Below are 21390 nucleotides of genomic sequence, written 5' to 3'. Positions count from 1 at the left end.
TAGTTTAACCGCGCTCGGATGGCGAATAAACTTGCGGCATGAAACTCCATCACGCCCATCCATGGGATCTCGATCCGGCGGCGGCGATTGCCCTGCAACGAAACTTGTGTGCCCACCTGATTCTGACCGACCGGATCGGTCCGGTGTGCCGGGTGGCGGGGGTGGATGTGGGCTTCGAGGCGGGCGGTGTCGTGACCCGGGCGGCGGTGGCGGTGCTGCGTTATCCCGAATTGGATGTATTGGAAACCGTGGTTGCCCGCCAGCCGACCACCTTTCCCTATATTCCGGGGCTGCTGTCGTTTCGCGAGCTGCCGGCGGTTTTGGCGGCGCTGGAACGCTTGCGCGAGCCGCCGGATTTGCTGCTGTGCGACGGGCAGGGTGTCGCCCATCCGCGTCGCCTGGGGATTGCCAGCCATCTCGGCCTGCTGGTGGATATTCCCTCGGTGGGCGTGGCCAAGACTCGGCTGTACGGTAACCATGGTGACGTGCCCGACCAACGCGGGGCATGGGTGCCGTTGTGGGTGGATGACGAGATCATCGGGGCGGTGCTGCGCACCCGAGCTGGCGTCAAGCCGCTCTACGTGTCGTCCGGCCACCGCATCGGCCTGGAAACGGCCATCGCTTATGTCATGGGTTGTTGCACCCGTTATCGCTTGCCGGAAACCACCCGGCACGCTCATCGACTGGCGTCGGGTTAGCGGATGCCGCCACGCTCATAGTGTCAGCAGGCGGTGGGCTTCCTCGAAGAAATCCGGCTTCGGCAGAATTTCGCTGGTCGGGAATCGGACCAGCAGCGTGGTGAAGCGGCGATCATCGCCGAGCAACGTGTCGTCGAAAGCCAGCGTACTGGCGACGCGGGACGAGTTCGGCGCCACTTTCTGGTTCATGTGGTCCAGGGTGAACGTGACCCGCTCCATGCGTAGGTGCTGCTCCGGTTCGCGCAAGGTGGAGGCGACCCGTTCCAGGTGGTCCTCGATCGTGGCTGAATCGGCGCGCATCTGGTCCAGTTCAGCCCTGACTTCCCGCAGTTGCCGATCAATGGTGGCGGGATCGTGCACCTCCGGCGACCCGGTCTCCAGCAGAGGTTCCAGCCCCAGCTTGGCCGATTTCAGCAAGCGCGCCTGTTTTTGCAGCAGATGTCGTTGTTCTCGCTCCAATTGTTCCCGTCGGGTTCGAATCGAGATCAGGCGCTTCAGGGCGATTTCGATCAGATAGTCGAAAGCCTGTTTCTTGAGTTCCCAGCGGGTTTCCGTTTCGCTTTCCGTGAGGAACGCCAGCCGGTGGTTGCGGAAATTGACCATGGTTTGCGCCACGTCCCGCCGGAGCATGTCGCCCTGTAGATCCACGCCGAGTACCTTCTTTTCGATCCTGTCCACGCCGAGCGCGGCGTACAGCACCGCAGGCAGGGCATTGGCATGCTGCTGACGGTATTGTTCCAGGGCCGGGCCGAAACTCAGAATTTCCCGCAGGTGTTCCGACGACGCGAACAGGGCGCGCAGGCGAGGCTCGGCGGTGAATTCGCGTTTACTGACCTCGAAAGCGGGCGGCAGGCTGTCGATCAGGGTGCTGACGTGCTCGACCGACCGTTCCACCCCGTGCCACAGAATCCGTTGATAGTGGTTGACGAAACGCAGGCGAGGATCGGTGCCGTTCACCACCCGCTCGATCGCCGCCCGGATCAGGGTTGCATCGGATTTGCCGGACGGGGCGGGCGTCGCGGCGAAGATGGATTGCAGGAAGCGAAATACCATGGGGGACTCTACTCCTTCCAACCGGATCGGACGCCGGCCCGCCAAGGGGTGCGGCGTGGTTGTGGGATTGCCGCCGACGCCAGCGCGAGCAAATCCGAACTCCTCTTTATTGTCGTAAGTTTGGCCGAATTCCAGCGTTGGCCAGTAAATAATCTTGCATGAACTGCGATGGAGCCCGGATAGACCACAGTTCGGTTGGGGTTGAGAGGGATATAATCCGAACTCATTGGCGCTGGCTCGGCGGGCGGAGCGGATGGCGGAAAAAGGGGAACCGTGATGGAAATGATTGAAAATAAGATCTTCGACGAAATTCAAATCGGCGATCAGGCCAGTTTGACGCGGGCCTTGGATGAGAACGGCGTTGAAGCGCTGGCGGTGATTACCGGCAATCTCAATCTGATCGATCTCGATCCGGGGTCGGCGGACACCTCGATGTACGGACAGGGCGGCGGACAAACCAGTTGGTCGGCCGCGTTGTTCGCCACATTGGCCGGTACTCGGTTGCCCGGACTGGGTTCCATCGCCCGCCACATCGATGTCCGTTTGCACCGGCCGGTGGCCATCGGCGTGCCGGTCACCGCCACGGCCACGGTGATGGAAAAACGAACCGAGACCGGCACGGTGGTGCTCGACTGTCGGGCGGTGAATCCGGTGGGCGAGGAGGTGGCGACCGGCCGGCTCGAAGTACTGGTGCCCACGGTGAAGCAGCGGCACGCGCTCAAGGATCTACCGAAAGTCCAGTTGCGCCGCGACAATCGCTACCTGGAGTTACTGAAAGCCTGCGAAGGTCTTCCCGCACTAGGTTGCGCGGTGGTCCACCCGTGTAGCGCCGACGCGCTGCGTGGCGCGGTCGAGGCGGCCGAACACCAGTTGATCACGCCCATTCTGATTGGACCGGAAGATAAGATTCGGGCTATCGCCGCGCAGGAGAATCTGGATCTGACACCCTACCGGTTGGTGTCGGCTGAACACAGCCATCATTCCGCCGAACTGGCGGTCGCCATGGTGCTTTCCGGCGAGGCGCAGACCTTGATGAAGGGCAGCTTGCACACCGACGAATTGCTGGCCGAGGTGGTAAAGAAAGTGGGGGGGCTGCGCACCGAGCGACGCATCAGTCATTGCTTCCTGCTGGCGGTTCCCACCTACCCGCGCCCGATCATCGTCACCGACGCCGCCATCAACATCGTGCCCACGCTGGAGGTGAAGCGCGACATCATCCAGAACGCCATCGATCTGGCCCACGCGATCGGTATCGCCGAACCGAAGGTCGCCATTCTGTCGGCGGTGGAGACGGTCACCAACAAGATTCCCTCGACGCTGGAAGCGGGTGCGCTGTGCAAGATGGCCGATCGCGGCCAGATCGTCGGCGGTCTGCTGGATGGTCCGCTGGCCTTCGACAACGCCATCGACGAAGGGGCGGCGCGGACCAAGGGGATCGTTTCGCCGGTGGCCGGCAAGGCCGATATTCTGGTGGTGCCCGACATGGAGGCCGGCAACATGCTGGCCAAGCAATTGACTTTCATGGCCGGGGCCGAGGCGGCCGGCATCGTGCTCGGTGCCCGCGCGCCGATCGTGCTGACCAGCCGCGCCGACAGCGCCCAGACCCGGCTGGCCTCCTGCGCGGTGGCGGTGCTGTTCGCCGAAGCCCAGCGCAAGGGCGCGGCCCTGCTGAAGGCGAGTGGTGGTTAAGCGCCCTGCCTGAATTTCTCGCTCATGCGGCGGAAGGCAGGGCAGCCGTCGGGGTGGGTCGGTTCTTCAGCCACTGGCGGCCGGCGGCGGCGACCACTGATATAGCCAGGTCTCGCTCAGTGCCCCATCGGCGTCGCGCAGGTAACCGCGCAAATCCACCGGATCACTGCCGTGGGTGATCAGATCGAAAGAACCGCGCCATTGATCCGATTCCACAACCGGACGGACCGCTATATTCTGGATCTTCCCGTGCGAGGTGGAGATTACCAGTTCGACCGGTGTGTTCTTGGGTAATTGGGGAAGGCGACCGCCCTGGAAATCAATCACGAATTTGCGCATAGGCACGGTTTTCTTCTGGCCAGGGTTGCCTCCCACGCCGATCATGGTGGCAACGATTTCGGCGACCGAGGGTCGCACAGGTGGTTGCGCACCCCAGTACAGGCGATAGCTGAGATTGATCTCCCGGCCCGGTTGGGCCGGTTCGGCGGGATTCCAGAACGCCACGATATTGTCGAAGGTTTCATCGGCGGTCGGCAGTTCGACCAGTTGTACCATGCCGCGTCCCCACTGGCCGAGTGGTTCTACCCACAACGAGGGGCGCTTGTTATAGAACGCGCCATCGTCTTGATAGTGATCGAAAACTCTGTCGCGCTGTAGCAGGCCGAAGCCGCGAGGGTTGTCATCCAGGAAAGAATTGACCCGAATATAGTGTGGATTGAGGATCGGCCGCCAGATCCATTCGCTCGTGCCGGTCCAGAGCTGCAGACCGTCGGAATCGTGAATCTCCGGACGATAATCATCAGCCACCCGGCGGTCGTTTTCACCGCATTGGAACATGGAGGTCATGGGCGCTATGCCCAGCCGTTCGATCTTGCGGCGCGGGAACAAGTGGGCATCGACTTGCATGATGGTGGTGTCGCCCGGCTCGACCACGAAGGTGTAGGCGCCGGTGATGCTGGGGCTGTCGAGCAGGGCGTGAATCGTCAAGGCCTTGGCGTCCGCCGTCGGTCGTTCCAGCCAGAAAGCCCGGAACTCGGGAAATTCCTCCGGGCGATCCAGCCCTGTGTCGATGGCCAGGCCACGGGCGGAGAGGCCGTATTGCTTGTTGGCACCGACCGCGCGGAAATAGCTGGCGCCGAGGAAGGCGAATACATCACGGTCCCAATCGGGACGACTGTTGACTCGAAAGCCAGCGAAGCCAAGATCGCCGACTTGTTCCGGGATCCTGTCCTTGACACGCGGACCGTATTGGAACAGGTCCGGCGAGAAGACGATCGGTCGAGCCTGACCGGCGACGACTTCGTACAGGGCGACGGGATGGTGGAAGTACAACCCCAGGTGGAAGAATCGCGCCTGGAACGGCAGTTCGCCGCCGGCCCATAGGCTGTGATCGACGCGGAAGTTGTTGAGGGCCTGGTAGTCGTCCCAGTCCATGGCCGCCAGCCATGGTGGCTGGGCGTCACTGGGCGCGGTATACGGTTCCTCCGCCAATTGCCGGGCGGTTTTCCGCAGCCAGTCCCGGCTGAACGCTTGCCCATCGGTTAGAGGAATGCCCGCCATCGTGGCGGCGCGGGCGAGGGAAGCCGGCAGCATTCCGCAGGCGACCATTTGCAGCAACCGCGTCAGTAACTCCCGTCGTGTCATGGTGCTCGTCGCAACCCGTCGTTGTCGTTGTTGGGGCGAAAATTATAGCGCGGCGGTCGGTTTCGCGGTGGTCCATACAGGCCATGTCGTTACCACAAATTCGGCTACCGGCGGTTGGTTTTACGTCGATTGGATTTTCGCTCGTGCGGAATGGACGGCACGGTGTAATCTTCATACTGAAGTCGTCCCCAAGGTTTGGGCAATCGTGTAACCGGTGGCGGCAAGCCGTTGAGAACGGGCCGCTACCCGCAACGTGGATTCGGTCGCGGGATTGTCGCTCAAGCGGCTTGGCCAGCGGGAACACGCGGGTTTCGCGGCTCGCGACGCGGATCATCGCTCCATGAAGCCGCCCGCCGCCGGGGATACCGACGACCCTGACCGGAATCAGCAAGGATTTACTCTCGTGAGCGACAGTACCGAACACGCTTTTCCTCTGGTCCGTCATTTCCGCCAGATTCTGTTGTGGCCCTTGCAGGTGATGCACGCCCGAGTACGGGAGCCGCATATCTCGAAATATTGGGAATTGCTGGATGCGCTGGGTGAGCAGTGCCCCTGGCGGGAAGTGGCGGACGAGTTCGGCGATCCCGAGGATTTTCAGGAACGGCATTACAAGGAATTCGTCACCTTCTTACCCTACGTACAGCGCTTTCTGTATGGCGAAGGCACGGGCCGCGAAGGGCTGAGCGGCTACGGTAAATCGCCGATCCGGGTCTACCGCCGCCGTGACATTACTCGGATGCGGGCCATTCTCGACGAGCAATCGCCGCCGGTGGTGTTCGAAGTTGCCCATGTGGATCTTTATTTTTTCTACGACATCGACATCGTCGTCCTGGCGGTGGAGTTCCACGCCGATGATCTGCCGTTGCCACTGGCCCAGGAAGCGCTGTTCAAGCTGGGTCGGGCCTATCCGGCGTTCTGGGAAGCCAACGGCCAGGGTGGTCAGTGCCCGCGTCGGGTGGAGTGGCTGGCGGCGAGCGGCGAAACGCTGGCGGTATCCGACTACGAAAACCGGCGCAAATATCTCAACTTCGTCTGTCAACACCGCTCTCCCAGCGTCGCCGCTCATTGGGACTATCTGCTGTGGCCGCTGGCTCTGTACCATTCCGATCGCGAGGGCGTGGTCCGTTACCGGCAGATCGAATATCACCGCATGCCGTTGCTGGCCTATCTCAGCTTCGACGATCCACAGGTTTTGACTCGCGGCGACTTTGCTCGCCTGGCCCTGGTCACCAAGCCAGGACCCTCCGATGTCCTGCCCTATTCCGAGCAGGAACTGGCCGATTTCGAGCGGCAATACTGCTACGACAAGTTCTGGAATCCCGCCGATCCGGCGCTGGGCAGTCGCTACCTGTGCTGCGGTCACGCCTTCGTGATGGTCGGCAAGGCCGGCGACCGTTTCTTCGCCGACGCGGAAACCGGCTTGCTGGGCCAGTTCCGCCACCAGTATTTCCTGGTCAATCTGATCGCCCATTTCCACAAGGCCACCCTGATGCTGTTCTCGGAATGGTTGGTCGCGGCGATCAGCCAGCTCGATATCCGCGATGTGGATTCGGTCAAAACGTTCAAACGGGAAATCCGCCGGATCTTCGAAACCTTTCTACGCTTTACCCACCGCTATTGGTTTCACGAGGTTTCCAATCAGGCGCAGGCCAAGGATCTGTTTCGGATGTTGACCGGCCATCTTGACACCGACCGGATTTACCGGGATGTCAGCGAGGCGGTCAAGGAGATGAATCAGTATCTGGACAGCGACGGCTTGCGTCGGCAGGCCAACACCGTGGTGAGGCTGACCGTGGTGACCACCTTTGGCATGATCGGCGCGATCACCACCGGGATTCTGGGCATGAACGTCTTCGACGAGGCAGGCCAACCATGGTGGCATCGATTGCTGCTGTTCTTGAGTGTGTTTCTACCAATCACGGTATTGGTGCTGTACACCATCGAAAAATCCAAGCTGCTGTCCGATTTTCTGGAAGCCATGTCGGACGAGCGGCGCGGTCTTAGAGCCAAATTTGGGGTACTGTTCAAGTCCAGGAAGCCGCGTGGCGGCACTTCATCTCGGCCTTGATTTCCACGACACTGGGCTCAAACCACTACCGCTGTCTTTCAGAGAACGTGCGGAAGAGAGAGGGATTTTTGCGGTCAAGCTGGCATTGAAAGTCATGCGGCCTTCGCGGATGGACGGCGATGGGGAAGCCGTCGATGATTGGGCCGTTACCCCATTTTCGCTTTGCCACGCGCCAGTCATGGCTCGTGGTGGCTTTGGCATCCAGGTTGATCACTCGGAATGGCAGCGATGGACTGTTTCGCCATCGATGAGTAGCGCATCCCCGGCCTTCGTATGCAAGGTCAAATCGCCATTGGAGTATTTCACGCCGGAACCGGAAACGACTTGAATCAGCGCGACTTCGGTTTGACCGGCATGGGATACATGCGCCACGGAATAGGATCGGGAATTGTCATAACGGGCGCGCAGCTTCGATCCGTCCTCGCAGTCATAGAGATAGACGTTATCCTGTTCCGGTGTGGCGGCGGCGTCAAAGGCGGCGAAATATGCCCGACAGGTCTTGAGAAAATCCTGTACCGGACGCTCCGCTCCTTGAAGGGGGATCGTCACCGGCGCCAGATTTTTAGCTTGCAAAACCAGTTCTCCGGGTTTCGAGAAGACCTGCCATAGTGGGTCGTCGATACCGATTGCCAGCCGGACACCGGCATATTCCGAGCTATCCTTGAATACCTTGCCGGCATAGGTGGCCTTGAGATTCGGGCCTTGCCAGTTGACGTCGATGGGCTGGCTGGGCGCGATATCACCGGAATCGATCAGCAAGTCGACCATCAGTTCCGGTCCTCCCTGACCGCTTTCGCAGCGTGCCGAAAAGGCGATGGCATCGGTCTCCGGGATGCCAAATGTCAAAAAAGTTCTTGGCTGACCGGAATCCGCCGAGGAATAGGTTTGGACAAACCACTTCGCATCGTTGCCGGGTGGTGTGGTGGGGTTCCAACCGCAATGGGTTTTGAAACTCTCGAACGCATCATGCGAGCCTTGCAATGCCAGTTCGGTGGTTTGGCCGCCAAAGCTAATCTTGAGGCTGCGACCGGATTGCAGGGCCGCGATCAAGGCATCGTTTCGATCCAGCTCGAATTCGGGCGTATAGCCGATCTGGCCGAAATGGCGTGTCACCGCCTGCCGATTGAAGTTCTGGCCGTCGATATTCAATACCATCGGAAGCGTGGCGCCTTCCTGGCCGGTTGCCATCGCCGCCCAATGGACGGTCACCATGGCAGTTCGCTCCGCACCCCTACAAACGACCATCATGCCAATGTCATCGCCGCAATCGCGACAGTCGGTCAGCACGATTTTTTCCCCGTTGCCACTGGTGCTCCAACTACGGGAGGCGGCGGAGGCGGACAGTGACATGAAGGCGAAAATCGTCGCGAAGACAGCGAGCACAACCGCCCATGGCAGCGTACCCGAGCGGAAAGTGAATAGAGGGAAAAGTAGCCTAAGTCGCATGATCATAGTCTCATCTCAGCGTCCGCATTTTTTTTTAGATAAAACAAAAGCTTCCATTAATCGTTGTCTCTCGAATCCAAGGTTCAGACTATTCTGATGACTCTTAAAGTTTACAGTCGTGTGCCGTTCGTGTTCGATCTGAGTGGCCGGAACCAGCGGGCCGTGGAAGAAGAATGTATCACACTTGGAAGCTGGTGGCTGGTGGATGCTGGCTAAAACAATGGGTTAGGTTTCACGGATGCGCTTGCGTCCACGATAACGACCAGGAAATGGGTCAGGTGCGGTGATTGGCACGGTGTTCCAGCGGTACCGAGAATCACCAGAACAGCCGCTTGATCTTCGAGGCTTGGAGTGAAAATTTTCGAGACATTCAGTAAAAATAATCCATGAAAAATTTCCACATTCTGCTGTACTTGGAGTCAGTAATCGACTCATGATGTTTGCACAAAGCTTGATGTCAGCATCGAGCTTGCGTTCAAAGAGGAAGAAAAAAATGGTTCAACTCTATACGGCATCTGTCCATCAGAAGCTGGTTGGAATTGTTCGTCATGATCTTCCCAAGGTCGTCCACGACCGGCGAAAATTCAGTGCTTTCAAACAATTCGGCCAGTTTAGTGATGAAAAAGCCCGTGAAGCGCTTCAGCCTGGATCAGGCCCGGAGCTTTGCGTCTCCCAACTTCCGGCTGGGACCTATGGCCAGTACCGTTCCGGCGATGAAATCCATATCAATGAAGTCATCGTTTCCCAACATGCGAATATCATCAATACCTGGTTAAACGCCAGCGCGTTGCGACTAGGCCGGGAATCGCAGTGGCTTGCGTTGGTACGGAAGGCCACCCTGATCGTCGAATCCATCATCCTGCACGAAATGGTGCATTGGGGCGACATTACCGCGGACGGGTTGAGTAGTGACCGAGAAGCGATCCAGCAGGGTTGGAAAGATCTCGGCCACATGTTTGTCCATCATGCCTATGGGCACCAGTTCGCCGCCGAAATGGACCGGATTCGACAACGAAAAGTCAAGATTCCCAAGATGGATATTGAAGGCTGGATGGGTTGGGGCGTGGTCCACCACGAGGGTAAAACTTATGCCATCCCTTATGATCCCTGGTACGACCGAGGTCCTGGCTCCGGTCCGCCCTTACCGCCTGGATCGGTCTAAATGATGTGGCGGTTACTGGACGGTGAGCGGCTATTATTCATAAATTCAATGTGTTGTGCCCACTCTGGATATTCTCTGAGCTTTTCGTGCCGTTAGCCACGAGTTCGCTGACGAGTTCCGCCCCGATCCGAAGAACGTCGGCGAGCAGTTCGTCCGCGTGCGTCACTTCGGTTCGCGCGCCCAAGAAGCATGGACGTAGCGCCAGTTTGCCGTTCACCTGGGTGGTGCTCGGCAAGCTTCGATTTTCGCGAACAAGCCGACGATGCAGGTTTTGGTTAAGACGGTTCAGGTTCGGGACGTCGGGCGATACATATCGGAAACAGCAGATCGAGAGGGTAGGCTCCAGCAACAGTTCGAGGTTCGGGTGTTCGCGGGCTGCGTCGGCGACGCGAAGCGCCAAGTCATTGTGGCGCACGATCCTGGCTCGCATTCCTTCCACGCCAATCTCTCGAAGCAGCGCCCAGACCACAACGCCGCGACTCGGGGCGCTCAGTTCGATTCCGTAGTCGAAGTACGGGATGCCGAAGTCGTCCAAGGAGTGTTCGGCGGTCGGCGATGGCGCATCTTGGTGAACCGCGCCCTCAAGGTAATCCGCCGGTTCTTGAGTAAAGGCTCGGCGCAGTAGCTCCCGGTCGCGGACGAAGGTGGCGGCGACCCCCACGGCCGCGCCCAGCCATTTATGAGGGTCGACGATGACCGAGTCGGCATGCTCCAAGCCCCGGTAGAGATGCGTCTTCCGCTCGTCAAGGATGCCGGGCAGTCCGTACGCGCCGTCGATATGCAGCCAGATTCCGTGCTCTCTCGCCACTTCGGAGATGGCTAGTAGCGGGTCGATCGCGCCGGTGTTGGTGGTCCCCGCGTTCGCGACGATCGCCATGGGGATCACTCCCGCTTGTCGGTCTTCGGCGATCACGCGGCGCAGGTCGGCGATCTCCATTCGGCCGCCCGCATCACAGGCAATCGGGCGTACCGCGCGCCGACCGATACCGAGCACGCCAGCAGCGCGCTGAATCGTGTGGTGCGCCTCGCGCGTCGCATACACCCGTACGCGGCCATGCACACCGGCTGCCGCCGGATCATGGCCTACCTTCTCGAACGCGTGCTGGCGTGCCGCCCCCAGTGCAAGCAGATTCGCGACCGAGCCGCCTGAGCTGTATACGCCTTGCAGATGCCCGATGGAGCACATCGAGGCCAGCCAGCCCAGGGAAAGCTCTTCCAGGAAGTTGAATGCGGTCAGGAGATAGCGCTGCGGCGCCGCGATGCTGGCGGCCGTCGATGCCAAGGTGGATGCCGTCGTCCCGCCTGTCGTGATGAACGAGGTGAACCCCGGCTTTGCCACGGGTGAGCCATTCGGAATCAGGTAGGTGATGAGTTCATCCGTGACCTGCTCGATTCCGATCCCTTGAAGCGGTAGGGCGGTGTCGAGGCGAGGACGCCACTCATGATTCGTTCGCACCGGATCGGCGTGTTCGAAACGGAGGAACTGGTCCAGCGCAGCGCCGACTTGCGCGAGCAGTGCTTGTAGGTCACCCGTTTCGGCGGCGTCTCTGTGCATTTCAGTTTGTTGGGTGTTTTTCATGGATTACGCTAATCCCCTGGCTGCCCAAGCGCGCGCGGTTAATGGAATTGAACCGTCTTCCTTAATAGGTAGTCGCTGCGCTAAAGCATCTCTGAGATGATTTCTTGCCGTATCTTCCAGCTTCAAGGCATACGTTGGCGCTGGCCCCTGGCCACCAAGGAATGGTTTCCAGTAATCGTCAAAATCGGAGAACGTTGTAGTCACCTCGATAGGCGCTGTTTCAACTTCCGCGAAACCCGCCCGTTTGAAGGCGGCGCTCAATTCTTCGGCATCGGCTTTAGAAAACCGGTGGCTTTCATGAAGGCTAAATGCATTTGGATTCAGTTGAACAGCGGTGTCCCAAAAATACTTGAGAAGCTCCATCCTTCCGGCGTAGTCCCAGATATACACCGCAACGGTACCTCCTTTTTTGGTCACTCGCTTCATTTCCGCAAGTGCTTTTTCCGGCTCAGGCAAAAAATTCAATACGAGACCAGATACCGTAACATTCGCTGATGCATCATCGAGTGGCAATGATAGGGCATTGCCGACTTTGCACTTCGCCTGATTTCCTAGTCGTTGCTGAGCGGTACTGACAAAATTTTCCGATTGGTCAATTGCTATAAGCTCGTCAGGGTTATTCTTGGTGATAACAGCCTCGCTCAAAGCGCCTGATCCACATCCGATGTCTAGCCAACTAAGGCCGGTGGGAAGTGATAACCAATCGACAAATAACTCAGCTACGAGCTTGCTCCATCGCCCCATGTAATATTCGTAAGGATCACCTGACTGCCATGATTCCTCCATTGTCGTCTCCTCTGATATTTCTATTCTCAACGGGGCGGTGGATTGATCTGCTGCCTGGTTAGACGCCTGGTACAACGTGGGAACAGATGAAGCAAGCAGCATCAAGATTTGTCCACACTGACACGTAACCGCAGCACAGCATCCCGAACAGTCTCATCCACTTTTCGAGTTTACGATTGCAATCACCACACCGAGACCGACGAAAACTGCTGGCCACCACTTCACGGGAATGAAGAATAGAGAATGACTCGATCGCAAGACTATCTCCTGGCCGGTCTCCTTATCGATCACTACGCGACCCTTTTGCAGGAGAAGAAGTCGATGGAGCCCGTAGGTCAATCCTGCGGCGAGAAGCATCCCAACGAGAATGACCCATCCATGCTCTTGGTAGAACTGGTCATCGCCTGTTATCTTCTCCGACACAAACTCTGTGAGGATCAAGGAGGCGAAACCTATCACTGCGACCAGAAAGCCGAGTCCACTCCAAATAATCATGCGCTTATGCTTCTTGCTGCTACGAAGATATACTCCTAACGCCAGCCGTAACCGGCGCATTTGTAGTGAGTGAAGCGAACGAAAAATGTGTCCGAGTTTACGGCCTTGTTATGCGAATTTGTTAGGTAACACAAATTCACCTTCTTCCTACAATTGCAGTTTCTATATGCATAATCGCACCGTACCTCGTTTGAAACATTGCTTTATCGGTGTTGACGTATGCATTCCTTGGGTCATCGTGTTCAGTGATGCTCAATTTCTCGAATAGGTCTCTTAAAGACTGAGCCTCGGTGGCAAGAAGCGGAACAACTTTTGTAAATTCATCAAAAGCTGATACCTGTTGGCTTTTCTGTTTAAACTGATGCCGCTGTTTGTTGAATACGTGGGTATTAACAATAGCTTCTATGAGGCGTCGCATGTTGCCAGCCATTACCTCTTTCTGATGTTTGGTCGGTTCTCCTGTCTGTGCGAGTATCGTGTCAATCTTGCTCTTCAAATCATCAATATTTTTCGCTGTACTCACCAATTGCGGCGCAGTTCTCTAATACATGGACTGCCATCTTGTTGTTTAGCCTAGCTCTATTCAGGGTTGTCTGAATCTGAACAAAAAAACTCCCAATTGTGCGTGAGAACAATAATCTGTGTATTTGGATGATTCTGAATATAATCACGAAGCCGATTGCAATAGTTACCTATGTAGTTGTAATCAAAAACTGGAGATTGGATCATCAAAGACGATCACCTGCTGCTCACAGGTTTCTAGTTCTGCGAAGAACAAAGCAAGAGCATGAACTCTTTGCTCACCCTCACTCAAAATATCATCAATTTTTTTGACCGGAGACATGATGATCTACAGTAACTGCTCCGTCGCCACCGATGTCTTTTTAGCTTTACACCGAAAGCACTCATATCCCTCTCTGCGAGCGCGAGATATTCAGCATTTAACCGCGTCCTGAAGTCTCCCACTACAAGCTCTTTGTGTGCTGTCTTTGCTGTAGATGTGATCTTGCGTAGAACTGATGTGAAATTCGGTAAATTTGAGGTCCAGAGATCAGCAATTCGCGTCCGTTGATATGCATCTTTAACTAGATCGATATTTTCACTGATTTTTTTTTGCATAGAGAAGAGACTCGCATTCGGTAGAAACTTCCTGCATTTTTTTTTACAAGCTCCTCTCTGTCTTTCCCTGCCTCTGCGATTAGTTTCTCCTTATCCTCTAAGGCCTTTTGATAACTCTTCGGCGAGATTTCGAAGTGATGCAGCTAAACCTATGTTGTCTTGGTCTATTTCTAAGCCCACCTTGAAGCGTTCTTGAATAGTCTCCCCAACTGCCTTAACGGGTTCAGTCCTCTCCGTGGGCAAGACTGAGTCCTTTGCCCAACTGCTAGGGGTAGAATCAGAGATTACTTTGAGGCTCTTTTTGGCCGTTTTCAGCAGATTCTGAAGCTCAGTGATTGCTGCGTCCAGTTCTCTTGTTAGAAGTGCGGAATATTGCTTGAACAACTCGAGTTCACTATCACGCAGAGCTTGCTTACACAAAGGACACTGTTCTGTTTCTGGCGAGTGAAGATTACAGACCTCATTTGCAGGCCGAATAAGTGCCAGCAACTTCTCTAAGGTCGCACCTGAAGGGATCAGTGCTTTGGCGAGAACCTCTAGTTCTTCTTCTTTCGCCTTCAGTTCCTTGGACTTAGAAACTGGATCTATTTCGATGAGCTTCTCGGATGCACTTAGGACCGGATCAATTTCCCTGCGTAGGGCTTTCAATGCAGCAACCTCACCTTTTAACAACTTGAGGCCATCTTCAGAGGTGGCTTTCTCTAGCTCCTCCTTGTTCTTTAGTTTTTCGGCAAGCCCACTCTCTTCAGAATAATTCTCGCCTAGCCCTATTTCGGATATAAAGACAGAGATTGTCGGTCTGGCTAAGGTGGCAAGTTCTGATTCTTTAAATGGTTCAAACTTCGAGCGAATCTGTTCGATAACTCCCGCGAGCAACGTCGAATTCTCCCGCTGCTTTTTTTTGCAGTTCTTCACGCAATTTTTTCGCAGTGTTTCTTCGCAGTCGTGAAAATATCTAGCTTGAACGGAGCGAGTTCGATAATCCGCCCTGGCTCGACAGTGTTCTTGATATTTTGAAAAGCGATATCTGAATCGAAGTACTTAACGGTGTTTGATTGAGAGCCATATGCACTTGGTGACGCCCAAGTCTGTGTGGTTGCATCCGAAGTGAATTTATATGCAAACGAAGGCGTTACTGTAGTTGTCGCAAGAACGTCTTGAAGCGGACGCCTAGGGGGCGTCATTTGAAGCAAGTATTTGTAATGCTTCACATAGACTAGATTTTCCACTTCCGTTTGCTCCAAAAATAATAGTTACCTGCTTGGGGAATAAAGCTGTTAGGGAGTTACTAAGGCGCTTAAAGCCGTTAAACGGCCCGATTGCCTCAAGCCGTTCAATGGTTGTAGAGACGGTCCCGGCAGGTAGTGTTGATACAGGTGGCGCTGGTTGTCGAAGGTAGCTTGCGCGCTTAATAAAAAAGTTGAACGAGGGTTTCAAGCTCAACGGGGTTCAGAATTGTTGTTCCAGAAGCAGCGAGATCGCAGATCATCTCAAGCCAAGGTATACCTTCAGAATGACCGAGGTCCCTTATGTATCCAATTGAGTCGGGGTGAGTTGGCATTGTGACTCTATTTATTGGGGCGAATAACGGGGCAGCGGATAAGCCGCGAGGGCGGAAAACCCGAAAATTTGACGGCCGATGTCGGCTTTTTCCGCGTGGTTGTGCGGCGCGGAGCGCCAAACAACCAGCAGATTGAAATCCGCCGCCCCGTAGTAGTGCGGGCGCGCAGCGGAACGTCCATTGGAGTCCATCGTTATGTGCTTCTTGGATGCCTTTAGGTATTGTTTTGGACTTACAATAGCGATAACTTCTCATCGCTACGTGTTAGATATGGAAGAATCCGGCTGGCTGTCAGCCACGCGATGCCAAATGCAACTAATCCCGTAGCTTCTGCATAGAAAGTAAACTGGGGAAAACTGTTACTTAATGCATCATCCATCAGATGATCAACCACCATACTCATCATTGCTAATATAATCGCTATTCCACAAGCCCCGTATAGAACTGCCCTCGTACGTGCCTGAGCCCAAGTTTTTTTTCCATGCCCTGAGAAAGAAGAAATAGCAGAAAAACAGCAAGAATGCTAAACATCACAGCCGCTGCAATATAGTGAACCATCGGTATGATTTGAGGATGGCTATCGCAACCACATGGGAACATGGCTACACAGATAGCAGCTAGTGCCGCCACTTTACTCATCCACTTTTCCCATTTGTCATTGCCATTGTATGAAAGAAGAAACGCACTGATTGCAAATAGAAAGCCTACGAAAATATTACCTGACCATAGACCTTCATCCCAATACGATGCGCTGATGGAAGCAAGCGGTTTTGCTGCGAATTTTTTCTGTCAGATATGCAAGCGATATTGCAATAATTCCGACAATAAACTTCATGGTATGGTTATCAATCTCCGCGCGTTGTTTTTCAGTCGCCATGATCATTATCTCTCCAGAAGTTAGCCACTGCTACGAGATGCGGTTGACAAGGCGGAATATTCTGCCTGGGTGGTGGTCGTATTATCGCCAGTGGCCTCGTCACTACCTGGACTCATGTCACAAGTATAGCGTCACGTCGATGAGTTTCCCAAGTCGCCTACCTTGAGTGTTGCCAATCCTCTGGACCGTCCCCGGTCCCACCGTTAAGATTGCCGCCGCATGAAACAATCCCGGTTTCACCTCACCCCCCTGACCCGCCGCCGGCTGACACAATTCCGGGCCAACCGCCGTGGCTGGTGGTCGTTGTGGCTGTTCCTGCTGCTGTTCGGCCTGAGCCTGAGCGCGGAATTCATCGCCAACGACCGCCCGCTGCTGATTTACCATCACGGTGCGTTCTATGTCCCCGTGTTCAAGGACTACGCCGAAACCGATTTCGGCGGCGTGTTTCCCAGCACCGCCGACTACCGCGATCCTTATCTGGCCAAGCTGATCGACGAAAATGGCTGGATGCTCTGGCCACCGATCCGCTTTAGCTATGACACCGTCAACTACAACCTGCCGGTGCCGGCCCCAGCCCCGCCGTCCGCCGAAAACTGGCTGGGCACCGACGACCAGGGCCGCGACGTGCTGGCCCGGTTGATCTACGGTCTGCGAATATCGGTGTTGTTCGGGCTGCTGCTCACCTTGACTTCTTCGATCGTCGGCGTGGCGGCCGGCGCGGTGCAAGGCTACTTCGGTGGGCGCGTGGATCTGTTGTTTCAGCGCTTTCTGGAAATCTGGGGTGGGCTACCGCAACTGTTCATCCTGATCATCGTATCCAGCGTGGTGGTGCCGGGTTTTTGGACCTTGTTGTTGATCCTGATGCTGTTCGGTTGGACCTCGCTGGTCGGCGTGGTGCGGGCTGAGTTCCTACGCGCCCGCAACTTCGACTACGTCCGCGCCGCCCGCGCCCTGGGCATGAGTGACGGTCGCATCATGTTCAAGCACGTACTGCCGAACGCCATGGTGGCGACCCTGACCTTCATGCCGTTCATCCTGTCCGGTTCCATCGTCGCCCTCACCGCGCTGGACTTCCTCGGCTTGGGCCTGCCGCCGGGCTCGGCCTCGCTGGGCGACCTGCTGCGCCAAGGCAAGGACAACCTGCAAGCGCCGTGGCTGGGGGTGTCCGGCTTCGTGGTGCTGGCGCTGCTGCTGAGCCTGCTGGTGTTCGTCGGCGAGGCGGTCCGAGACGCCTTCGATCCCCGCAAGACGGCGGTTTGAACCGGCCCGCGCCCGAACAGTTACGGCCGAGGACGCACTTTCAGGCATAATCCGGCGCAATCTTCCTGATTCCGCCACCTCCGAAGTGCCTTCCATGCTCCCCGTCATCGCCCTGGTCGGCCGGCCCAACGTCGGCAAATCCACTCTGTTCAACTCCCTGACCCGCACGCGTAACGCCTTGGTGGCCGACATGCCGGGGCTGACCCGTGACCGCCAGTACGGCATCAGTCAGCGCGGTCCGCGACCCTGTGTGCTGGTCGATACCGGCGGCTTGACCGGCGACGACGAAGGGATGGATGGTCTAGTGGCGCGTCAGGTCTGGCGGGCTATCGAAGAGGCCGATTTGGTGCTGCTGCTGGTGGATGGCCGCGCCGGGCTGACCGCCGCCGACGAGGAAATCGCCGACCAATTGCGCCGCGCCGGCAAGCCGCTGCATCTGGTGATCAACAAGGGCGAGCATCGTGACCCCGACCTGCTCAGCGCCGAGTTTCACGTCCTCGGCCTGGATGAGCTGCACGTCGTCGCTGCCGCCCACAATCAGGGCGTCGAAGACTTGATGGAAGAGGTGCTGGCCGTATTGCCGACCCCTGACGAGACGGACGAAGCGGCGGCGGAACCGGAGGAACCGACCATCAAGCTGGCGGTGGTCGGCCGGCCCAACGTCGGCAAATCCACCTTGGTCAACCGTCTGTTGGGCGAGGAACGGATGCTGGCCTGTGACTTGCCCGGCACCACTCGCGACAGCGTGGCCGCGCCGTTCGAACGCGACGGTCAGCGCTACGTTCTGATGGATACCGCCGGGGTGCGCCGCCGCTCGCGGGTCAGCGAGGCAGTGGAGAAATTCAGCGTCATCAAGGCTCTGCAAGCGATCGAACAATCCCATGTGGTGGTACTGGTGCTGGATGCACGCCAAGGCATCAGCGATCAGGACGCCAGCCTGCTGGGTCTGGTGCTGGATAGCGGCCGGGCGCTGGTGCTGGCGGTCAATAAATGGGATCGGCTTGATCCCGAGATCCGCACCCAGGTGAAGCGCGACCTCGACTGGCGGCTCAACTTCCTCGATTTCGCCAAGATCCATTTTATTTCCGCCCTGCACGGCACCGGCGTCGGCGAACTGATGGTGTCGGTGCGGGAGGCTTACGCCGCCGCTACTCGTAAGCTGGCCACCCCGGAGTTGACCCGGATTCTGGAGGAAGCGCTGGCTGCCCATCAGCCGCCGCTGGTGCATGGGCACAGCATCAAGCTGCGCTACGCCCATCAGGGCGGGCAGAACCCGCCGATGATCGTCATTCACGGCAACCGGATCGAACATGTGCCGGAAGCCTACCGGCGCTATCTCACCAACGTCTACCGCAAGCGATTGGATTTGTGGGGCACGCCGATTCGAATCGAGTTTCGGGGCGGTGACAATCCCTATAAACCTGCCTCAACGGGGCGCGGCCGATCCAAGGCGGGCGGACACCGGAAAGCGGGCCGGTGAAGCGTGGCGGGGGAACCAGCGTCGAACCGGCCGCGCCAAGCGGCCGGTGTCCGCCGCGAAACAGTCTCGTGGCTTAGTTCGAGGGTGTTGGCGAGTTGTCGGTTGAGCAGGTCTTGATGCCGAGCAGGGTATAGGCCGGGCACCAGTTCATCAGCGCGGTGACGATCGGCACCACCCCGATCCAGCCCCATAAACCGATCGTTTTGGTCAAGGCGAGCACGATCAGCAGGGCGCCGACCACGAGACGGGCGATCTTGTCGGCAGAACCGATATTCTTGACGATGTTCATGGTTTCATGACTCCAAGGTAGGGGGATGCTTAAGAATTGTAACGATGGATCGTCGAGACTACTTGCGAATTGTCAATTCAAGGAATTTCAGGCGCATGAGACCGATTTGACCCGGCACGGCCGGCTTGGGTCGCGGCGGGTTCAGTAAAGACTTCTGGCCCGGCCGAACGGTTCGTCCGGTACCGAAAATTCCCCGCACCAACTCCGTTGCATGTTTCTGCCCACCTCTTCTGTCGGGATGTTCAGCGATAGCAGATGGTTGAGTTTGGCATAGGCGGCTTCGGTCGTCAGATCGAAACCACCGAGTACGCCTGTCCGGGCCAAGGCCGTGCCCACGGCGTATTTGCGCAAATCGACCCGACTTTCGATGCATTGGGAGATGGCCACGATCGTGACGCCGCGCTCGGTCGCCGCCGCCAGGGTCGCCAGAAAACCTGGAGATTCGATCGGTACGGCGCCGATGCCGTAGGATTCGAGGATCAAGCCCCGCAAGGGTGGTTCGAGCACCTTGGCGAGCAGCTTGGCCGAGAGTCCGGGGAATACTTTCAGCACCGCGACCTGTCCATCGGCGGGTTGAAGGATCTGAAACACCTCGGTACCGGTTCGATCCAGAATAGCGGGGCGGTTGATCTCGATATTGATACCGACTTTCGCCAGCAGCGGGTAATTCGGCGAATCGAAGGCATCCAGTGCCTCACCCTTGAGTTTGGTGGCGCGGTTGCCGCGCATCAGCCGGCCGTTGAAGTACAGACAAACTTCGGGAATCGGGTCCTTGGCGGCCAGCAGCAGGGCCGTCAACAGGTTGTTGCGGGCGTCATTGCGCATTTCTCGCAGCGGGATCTGCGAGCCGGTGACGATGACCGGCTTGGTCAGGCCCGGCAGGGCGAAGGATAGCCCCGATGCGGTGTAGGCCATGGTGTCGGTGCCGTGCAGTACGACGAAACCATCGTAGTCATGGTAGTGGCTGGCGATAAGGTCGGCGATCCGATACCAGTCGCGGGGGTGGAGGTTGGCGCTGTCGATCAGATGGCTGCATTCGTGCAGCACGTAATCCGGCATGTCTTCGGCCAGATCGGGCGGGATCATGTGCGCCAGCAGTCGATCCAGGCCGGATTCGGGAACATAGCCTTGGGGCGTGCGGCGCATGCCGATGGTGCCACCCGTGTAAGCGATGAAAATGCGCTTTTGCATGAGACTCGCTCCAAAGGATATTCATGTGGCGTTTTGCGGGAATAGGGAAACCGCGCAAAAACCTCTCCCGCCTTCCGAAGGAGAGAGGAGTACGGCGACTGCGATCCAGTCGTGAATGCATTGACCAGACCGTGCCATCGGTTCGGCCCCCCGATTCTGGGGGTGATGGCTACGGCCAATCCGGCGATATTGCCGCGCCAACCCGCCCGGCCGCGCTCAACGCAAGCACCGGGAGGCGCTGAGATGACCGGCCTGGTGCTTGAAAACTTGGCCGAGTGTTCGGAACATCCGGGCAAAATAACGGGACTATACGAAGCGCGAGCGATGTGAAGGTGAACTCAAGAATCATAGGAGTACCCTACCCCATGATAATTGGGGAAACATGGCGTCGCAAAGCTTATAGAGTTTGTTTGGCGCGACATGATGCCTAAGTTGCGGGGGATGCTCCGAGCTCTTCGAGCAGCGCGGACGGGGCCTGTCCCTGACGTGGGCGTGGTACGCAGCTCCGAGATAGTTATGCACGATAAGGTTTATCAGGAATGAATGCTTACGCATTTCTCGCCGTATTTGGCGGCGCGGGGTTCGGCGCCTGCTTGCGCTGGTGGCTGGGCATCGTTCTCAATCCCGTTTTTCCGACCCTGCCGCTCGGCACGCTGGCCGCGAATCTGCTCGGCGGCTATCTGATCGGGGTGGCGGTGGCGTATTTTTCGATCAACACCAGCCTGCCCCCAGAAGTCCGGTTGTTGGTGATCACCGGCTTCATGGGCGCATTGACCACGTTTTCCACCTTTTCGGCCGAAGTGGTCACCTTGATCGCTCGCGGCCAGTTCGGCTGGGCGATGACGACGGCGGGTGTGCATCTGTTCGGGTCGCTGGCGATGACCGCGCTCGGCATCCTGACGGTTCGAAGATTTCTGCCTGGATCGTGAGCAACTGACGATTCGACGCTTGGACCCGCGACCGGGTCGCGGTTCACAAACAGACCACTGACGG

Annotated in this window: 19 protein-coding genes; 7 read left to right on the top strand and 12 right to left on the bottom strand. The window is 57.3% G+C overall.

Annotation, left to right across the window (positions count from 1 at the left end):
- Window positions 1-38 precede the first annotated feature (38 nt).
- On the top strand, window positions 39-698 hold the full coding sequence (gene nfi / locus E4P82_RS11810) for a deoxyribonuclease V (RefSeq protein ID WP_169249071.1): 660 nt from the start codon (window positions 39-41) through the stop codon (window positions 696-698).
- A gap of 15 nt (window positions 699-713) precedes the next feature.
- Here nfi and E4P82_RS11805 read toward each other — a convergent pair whose 3' ends face one another.
- The gene (locus E4P82_RS11805) at window positions 714-1751 is read right to left on the bottom strand and encodes a hypothetical protein (RefSeq protein ID WP_169249070.1); all 1038 of its coding nucleotides are present in this window, start codon (window positions 1749-1751) and stop codon (window positions 714-716) included.
- Window positions 1752-2033: 282 nt separating this feature from the next.
- On the opposite strand from E4P82_RS11805, the gene E4P82_RS11800 reads away from it, so the two are divergent.
- Entirely contained in the window at window positions 2034-3440 is a 1407-nt protein-coding gene (locus tag E4P82_RS11800; protein WP_169249069.1) for a bifunctional enoyl-CoA hydratase/phosphate acetyltransferase, read from the top strand.
- A gap of 66 nt (window positions 3441-3506) precedes the next feature.
- Here E4P82_RS11800 and E4P82_RS11795 read toward each other — a convergent pair whose 3' ends face one another.
- Window positions 3507-5084, bottom strand: a complete 1578-nt coding sequence (locus tag E4P82_RS11795; protein WP_169249068.1) for an OpgD/OpgG family glucan biosynthesis protein — start codon at window positions 5082-5084, stop codon at window positions 3507-3509.
- A 478-nt stretch (window positions 5085-5562) separates the two neighbouring features.
- Between E4P82_RS11795 and E4P82_RS11790 the strand changes: the two genes are divergently transcribed.
- A complete protein-coding gene (locus tag E4P82_RS11790) occupies window positions 5563-7152 on the top strand; it encodes a hypothetical protein (RefSeq protein WP_420887102.1) in 1590 nt (529 codons plus the stop codon).
- Between the two features lie 210 nt (window positions 7153-7362).
- On the opposite strand, the gene E4P82_RS11785 is transcribed toward E4P82_RS11790, so the two are convergent.
- Window positions 7363-8502, bottom strand: a complete 1140-nt coding sequence (locus tag E4P82_RS11785; protein ID WP_169249067.1) for an MliC family protein — start codon at window positions 8500-8502, stop codon at window positions 7363-7365.
- Between the two features lie 589 nt (window positions 8503-9091).
- Here E4P82_RS11785 and E4P82_RS11780 point away from each other — a divergent pair.
- A complete protein-coding gene (locus E4P82_RS11780; RefSeq protein ID WP_169249066.1) occupies window positions 9092-9760 on the top strand; it encodes a hypothetical protein in 669 nt (222 codons plus the stop codon).
- A gap of 37 nt (window positions 9761-9797) precedes the next feature.
- On the opposite strand, the gene E4P82_RS11775 is transcribed toward E4P82_RS11780, so the two are convergent.
- From E4P82_RS11775 to E4P82_RS11760, 7 genes are all read right to left on the bottom strand, one after another.
- Complete coding sequence (locus tag E4P82_RS11775; RefSeq protein WP_246327546.1) at window positions 9798-11339, bottom strand: pyridoxal phosphate-dependent decarboxylase family protein; 1542 nt, start codon at window positions 11337-11339, stop codon at window positions 9798-9800.
- Window positions 11340-11342: 3 nt separating this feature from the next.
- Complete coding sequence (locus E4P82_RS11770) at window positions 11343-12227, bottom strand: class I SAM-dependent methyltransferase (RefSeq protein WP_246327545.1); 885 nt, start codon at window positions 12225-12227, stop codon at window positions 11343-11345.
- 529 nt (window positions 12228-12756) lie between these two features.
- Window positions 12757-13143: a hypothetical protein gene (locus E4P82_RS22155; protein WP_246327544.1), complete on the bottom strand. Its 387-nt coding sequence runs from the start codon at window positions 13141-13143 to the stop codon at window positions 12757-12759.
- A 183-nt stretch (window positions 13144-13326) separates the two neighbouring features.
- Window positions 13327-13464, bottom strand: a complete 138-nt coding sequence (locus E4P82_RS22150; RefSeq protein ID WP_246327543.1) for a hypothetical protein — start codon at window positions 13462-13464, stop codon at window positions 13327-13329.
- Between the two features lie 365 nt (window positions 13465-13829).
- Complete coding sequence (locus E4P82_RS22145; RefSeq protein WP_246327542.1) at window positions 13830-14654, bottom strand: hypothetical protein; 825 nt, start codon at window positions 14652-14654, stop codon at window positions 13830-13832.
- 255 nt (window positions 14655-14909) lie between these two features.
- Window positions 14910-15176, bottom strand: coding sequence for an AAA family ATPase (locus tag E4P82_RS22140; protein WP_246327549.1), 267 nt, complete (start codon window positions 15174-15176; stop codon window positions 14910-14912).
- 857 nt (window positions 15177-16033) lie between these two features.
- On the bottom strand, window positions 16034-16177 hold the full coding sequence (locus E4P82_RS11760; RefSeq protein ID WP_169249065.1) for a hypothetical protein: 144 nt from the start codon (window positions 16175-16177) through the stop codon (window positions 16034-16036).
- A 219-nt stretch (window positions 16178-16396) separates the two neighbouring features.
- On the opposite strand from E4P82_RS11760, the gene E4P82_RS11755 reads away from it, so the two are divergent.
- The gene (locus E4P82_RS11755) at window positions 16397-17437 is read left to right on the top strand and encodes an ABC transporter permease (protein ID WP_169249064.1); all 1041 of its coding nucleotides are present in this window, start codon (window positions 16397-16399) and stop codon (window positions 17435-17437) included.
- Between the two features lie 94 nt (window positions 17438-17531).
- The gene (gene der, locus E4P82_RS11750) at window positions 17532-18917 is read left to right on the top strand and encodes a ribosome biogenesis GTPase Der (RefSeq protein ID WP_169249063.1); all 1386 of its coding nucleotides are present in this window, start codon (window positions 17532-17534) and stop codon (window positions 18915-18917) included.
- Between the two features lie 73 nt (window positions 18918-18990).
- Here der and E4P82_RS11745 read toward each other — a convergent pair whose 3' ends face one another.
- On the bottom strand, window positions 18991-19206 hold the full coding sequence (locus E4P82_RS11745) for a YgaP family membrane protein (RefSeq protein WP_169249062.1): 216 nt from the start codon (window positions 19204-19206) through the stop codon (window positions 18991-18993).
- 141 nt (window positions 19207-19347) lie between these two features.
- Window positions 19348-20397 carry an asparaginase gene (gene ansA / locus E4P82_RS11740; RefSeq protein WP_169249061.1) on the bottom strand — a complete coding sequence of 350 codons (1050 nt, stop codon included), beginning with the start codon at window positions 20395-20397 and terminating at the stop codon, window positions 19348-19350.
- 539 nt (window positions 20398-20936) lie between these two features.
- Here ansA and crcB point away from each other — a divergent pair.
- Window positions 20937-21326, top strand: a complete 390-nt coding sequence (gene crcB / locus E4P82_RS11735; protein WP_169249060.1) for a fluoride efflux transporter CrcB — start codon at window positions 20937-20939, stop codon at window positions 21324-21326.
- Window positions 21327-21390: the final 64 nt, after the last annotated feature.

Origin of the sequence: Candidatus Competibacter phosphatis (assembly GCF_012939995.1) — a bacterium.
Classification (GTDB): Bacteria; Pseudomonadota; Gammaproteobacteria; order Competibacterales; family Competibacteraceae; genus Competibacter; species Competibacter phosphatis.
The sequence above is the reverse complement of the archived record's forward strand: the minus strand, read 5'-3'. Positions and strand labels throughout refer to the sequence as shown.

Coding starts and splice junctions, on each gene's coding strand:
- nfi (WP_169249071.1), top strand. CDS start 39: ATGAAACTCCATCACGCCCATCCATGGGATCTCGATCCGGCGGCGGCG.
- E4P82_RS11805 (WP_169249070.1), bottom strand. CDS start 1,751: ATGGTATTTCGCTTCCTGCAATCCATCTTCGCCGCGACGCCCGCCCCG.
- E4P82_RS11800 (WP_169249069.1), top strand. CDS start 2,034: ATGATTGAAAATAAGATCTTCGACGAAATTCAAATCGGCGATCAGGCC.
- E4P82_RS11795 (WP_169249068.1), bottom strand. CDS start 5,084: ATGACACGACGGGAGTTACTGACGCGGTTGCTGCAAATGGTCGCCTGC.
- E4P82_RS11790 (WP_420887102.1), top strand. CDS start 5,563: ATGCACGCCCGAGTACGGGAGCCGCATATCTCGAAATATTGGGAATTG.
- E4P82_RS11785 (WP_169249067.1), bottom strand. CDS start 8,502: ATGTCACTGTCCGCCTCCGCCGCCTCCCGTAGTTGGAGCACCAGTGGC.
- E4P82_RS11780 (WP_169249066.1), top strand. CDS start 9,092: ATGGTTCAACTCTATACGGCATCTGTCCATCAGAAGCTGGTTGGAATT.
- E4P82_RS11775 (WP_246327546.1), bottom strand. CDS start 11,339: ATGAAAAACACCCAACAAACTGAAATGCACAGAGACGCCGCCGAAACG.
- E4P82_RS11770 (WP_246327545.1), bottom strand. CDS start 12,227: ATGCTGCTTGCTTCATCTGTTCCCACGTTGTACCAGGCGTCTAACCAG.
- E4P82_RS22150 (WP_246327543.1), bottom strand. CDS start 13,464: ATGTCTCCGGTCAAAAAAATTGATGATATTTTGAGTGAGGGTGAGCAA.
- E4P82_RS11760 (WP_169249065.1), bottom strand. CDS start 16,177: ATGGCGACTGAAAAACAACGCGCGGAGATTGATAACCATACCATGAAG.
- E4P82_RS11755 (WP_169249064.1), top strand. CDS start 16,397: ATGAAACAATCCCGGTTTCACCTCACCCCCCTGACCCGCCGCCGGCTG.
- der (WP_169249063.1), top strand. CDS start 17,532: ATGCTCCCCGTCATCGCCCTGGTCGGCCGGCCCAACGTCGGCAAATCC.
- E4P82_RS11745 (WP_169249062.1), bottom strand. CDS start 19,206: ATGAACATCGTCAAGAATATCGGTTCTGCCGACAAGATCGCCCGTCTC.
- ansA (WP_169249061.1), bottom strand. CDS start 20,397: ATGCAAAAGCGCATTTTCATCGCTTACACGGGTGGCACCATCGGCATG.
- crcB (WP_169249060.1), top strand. CDS start 20,937: ATGAATGCTTACGCATTTCTCGCCGTATTTGGCGGCGCGGGGTTCGGC.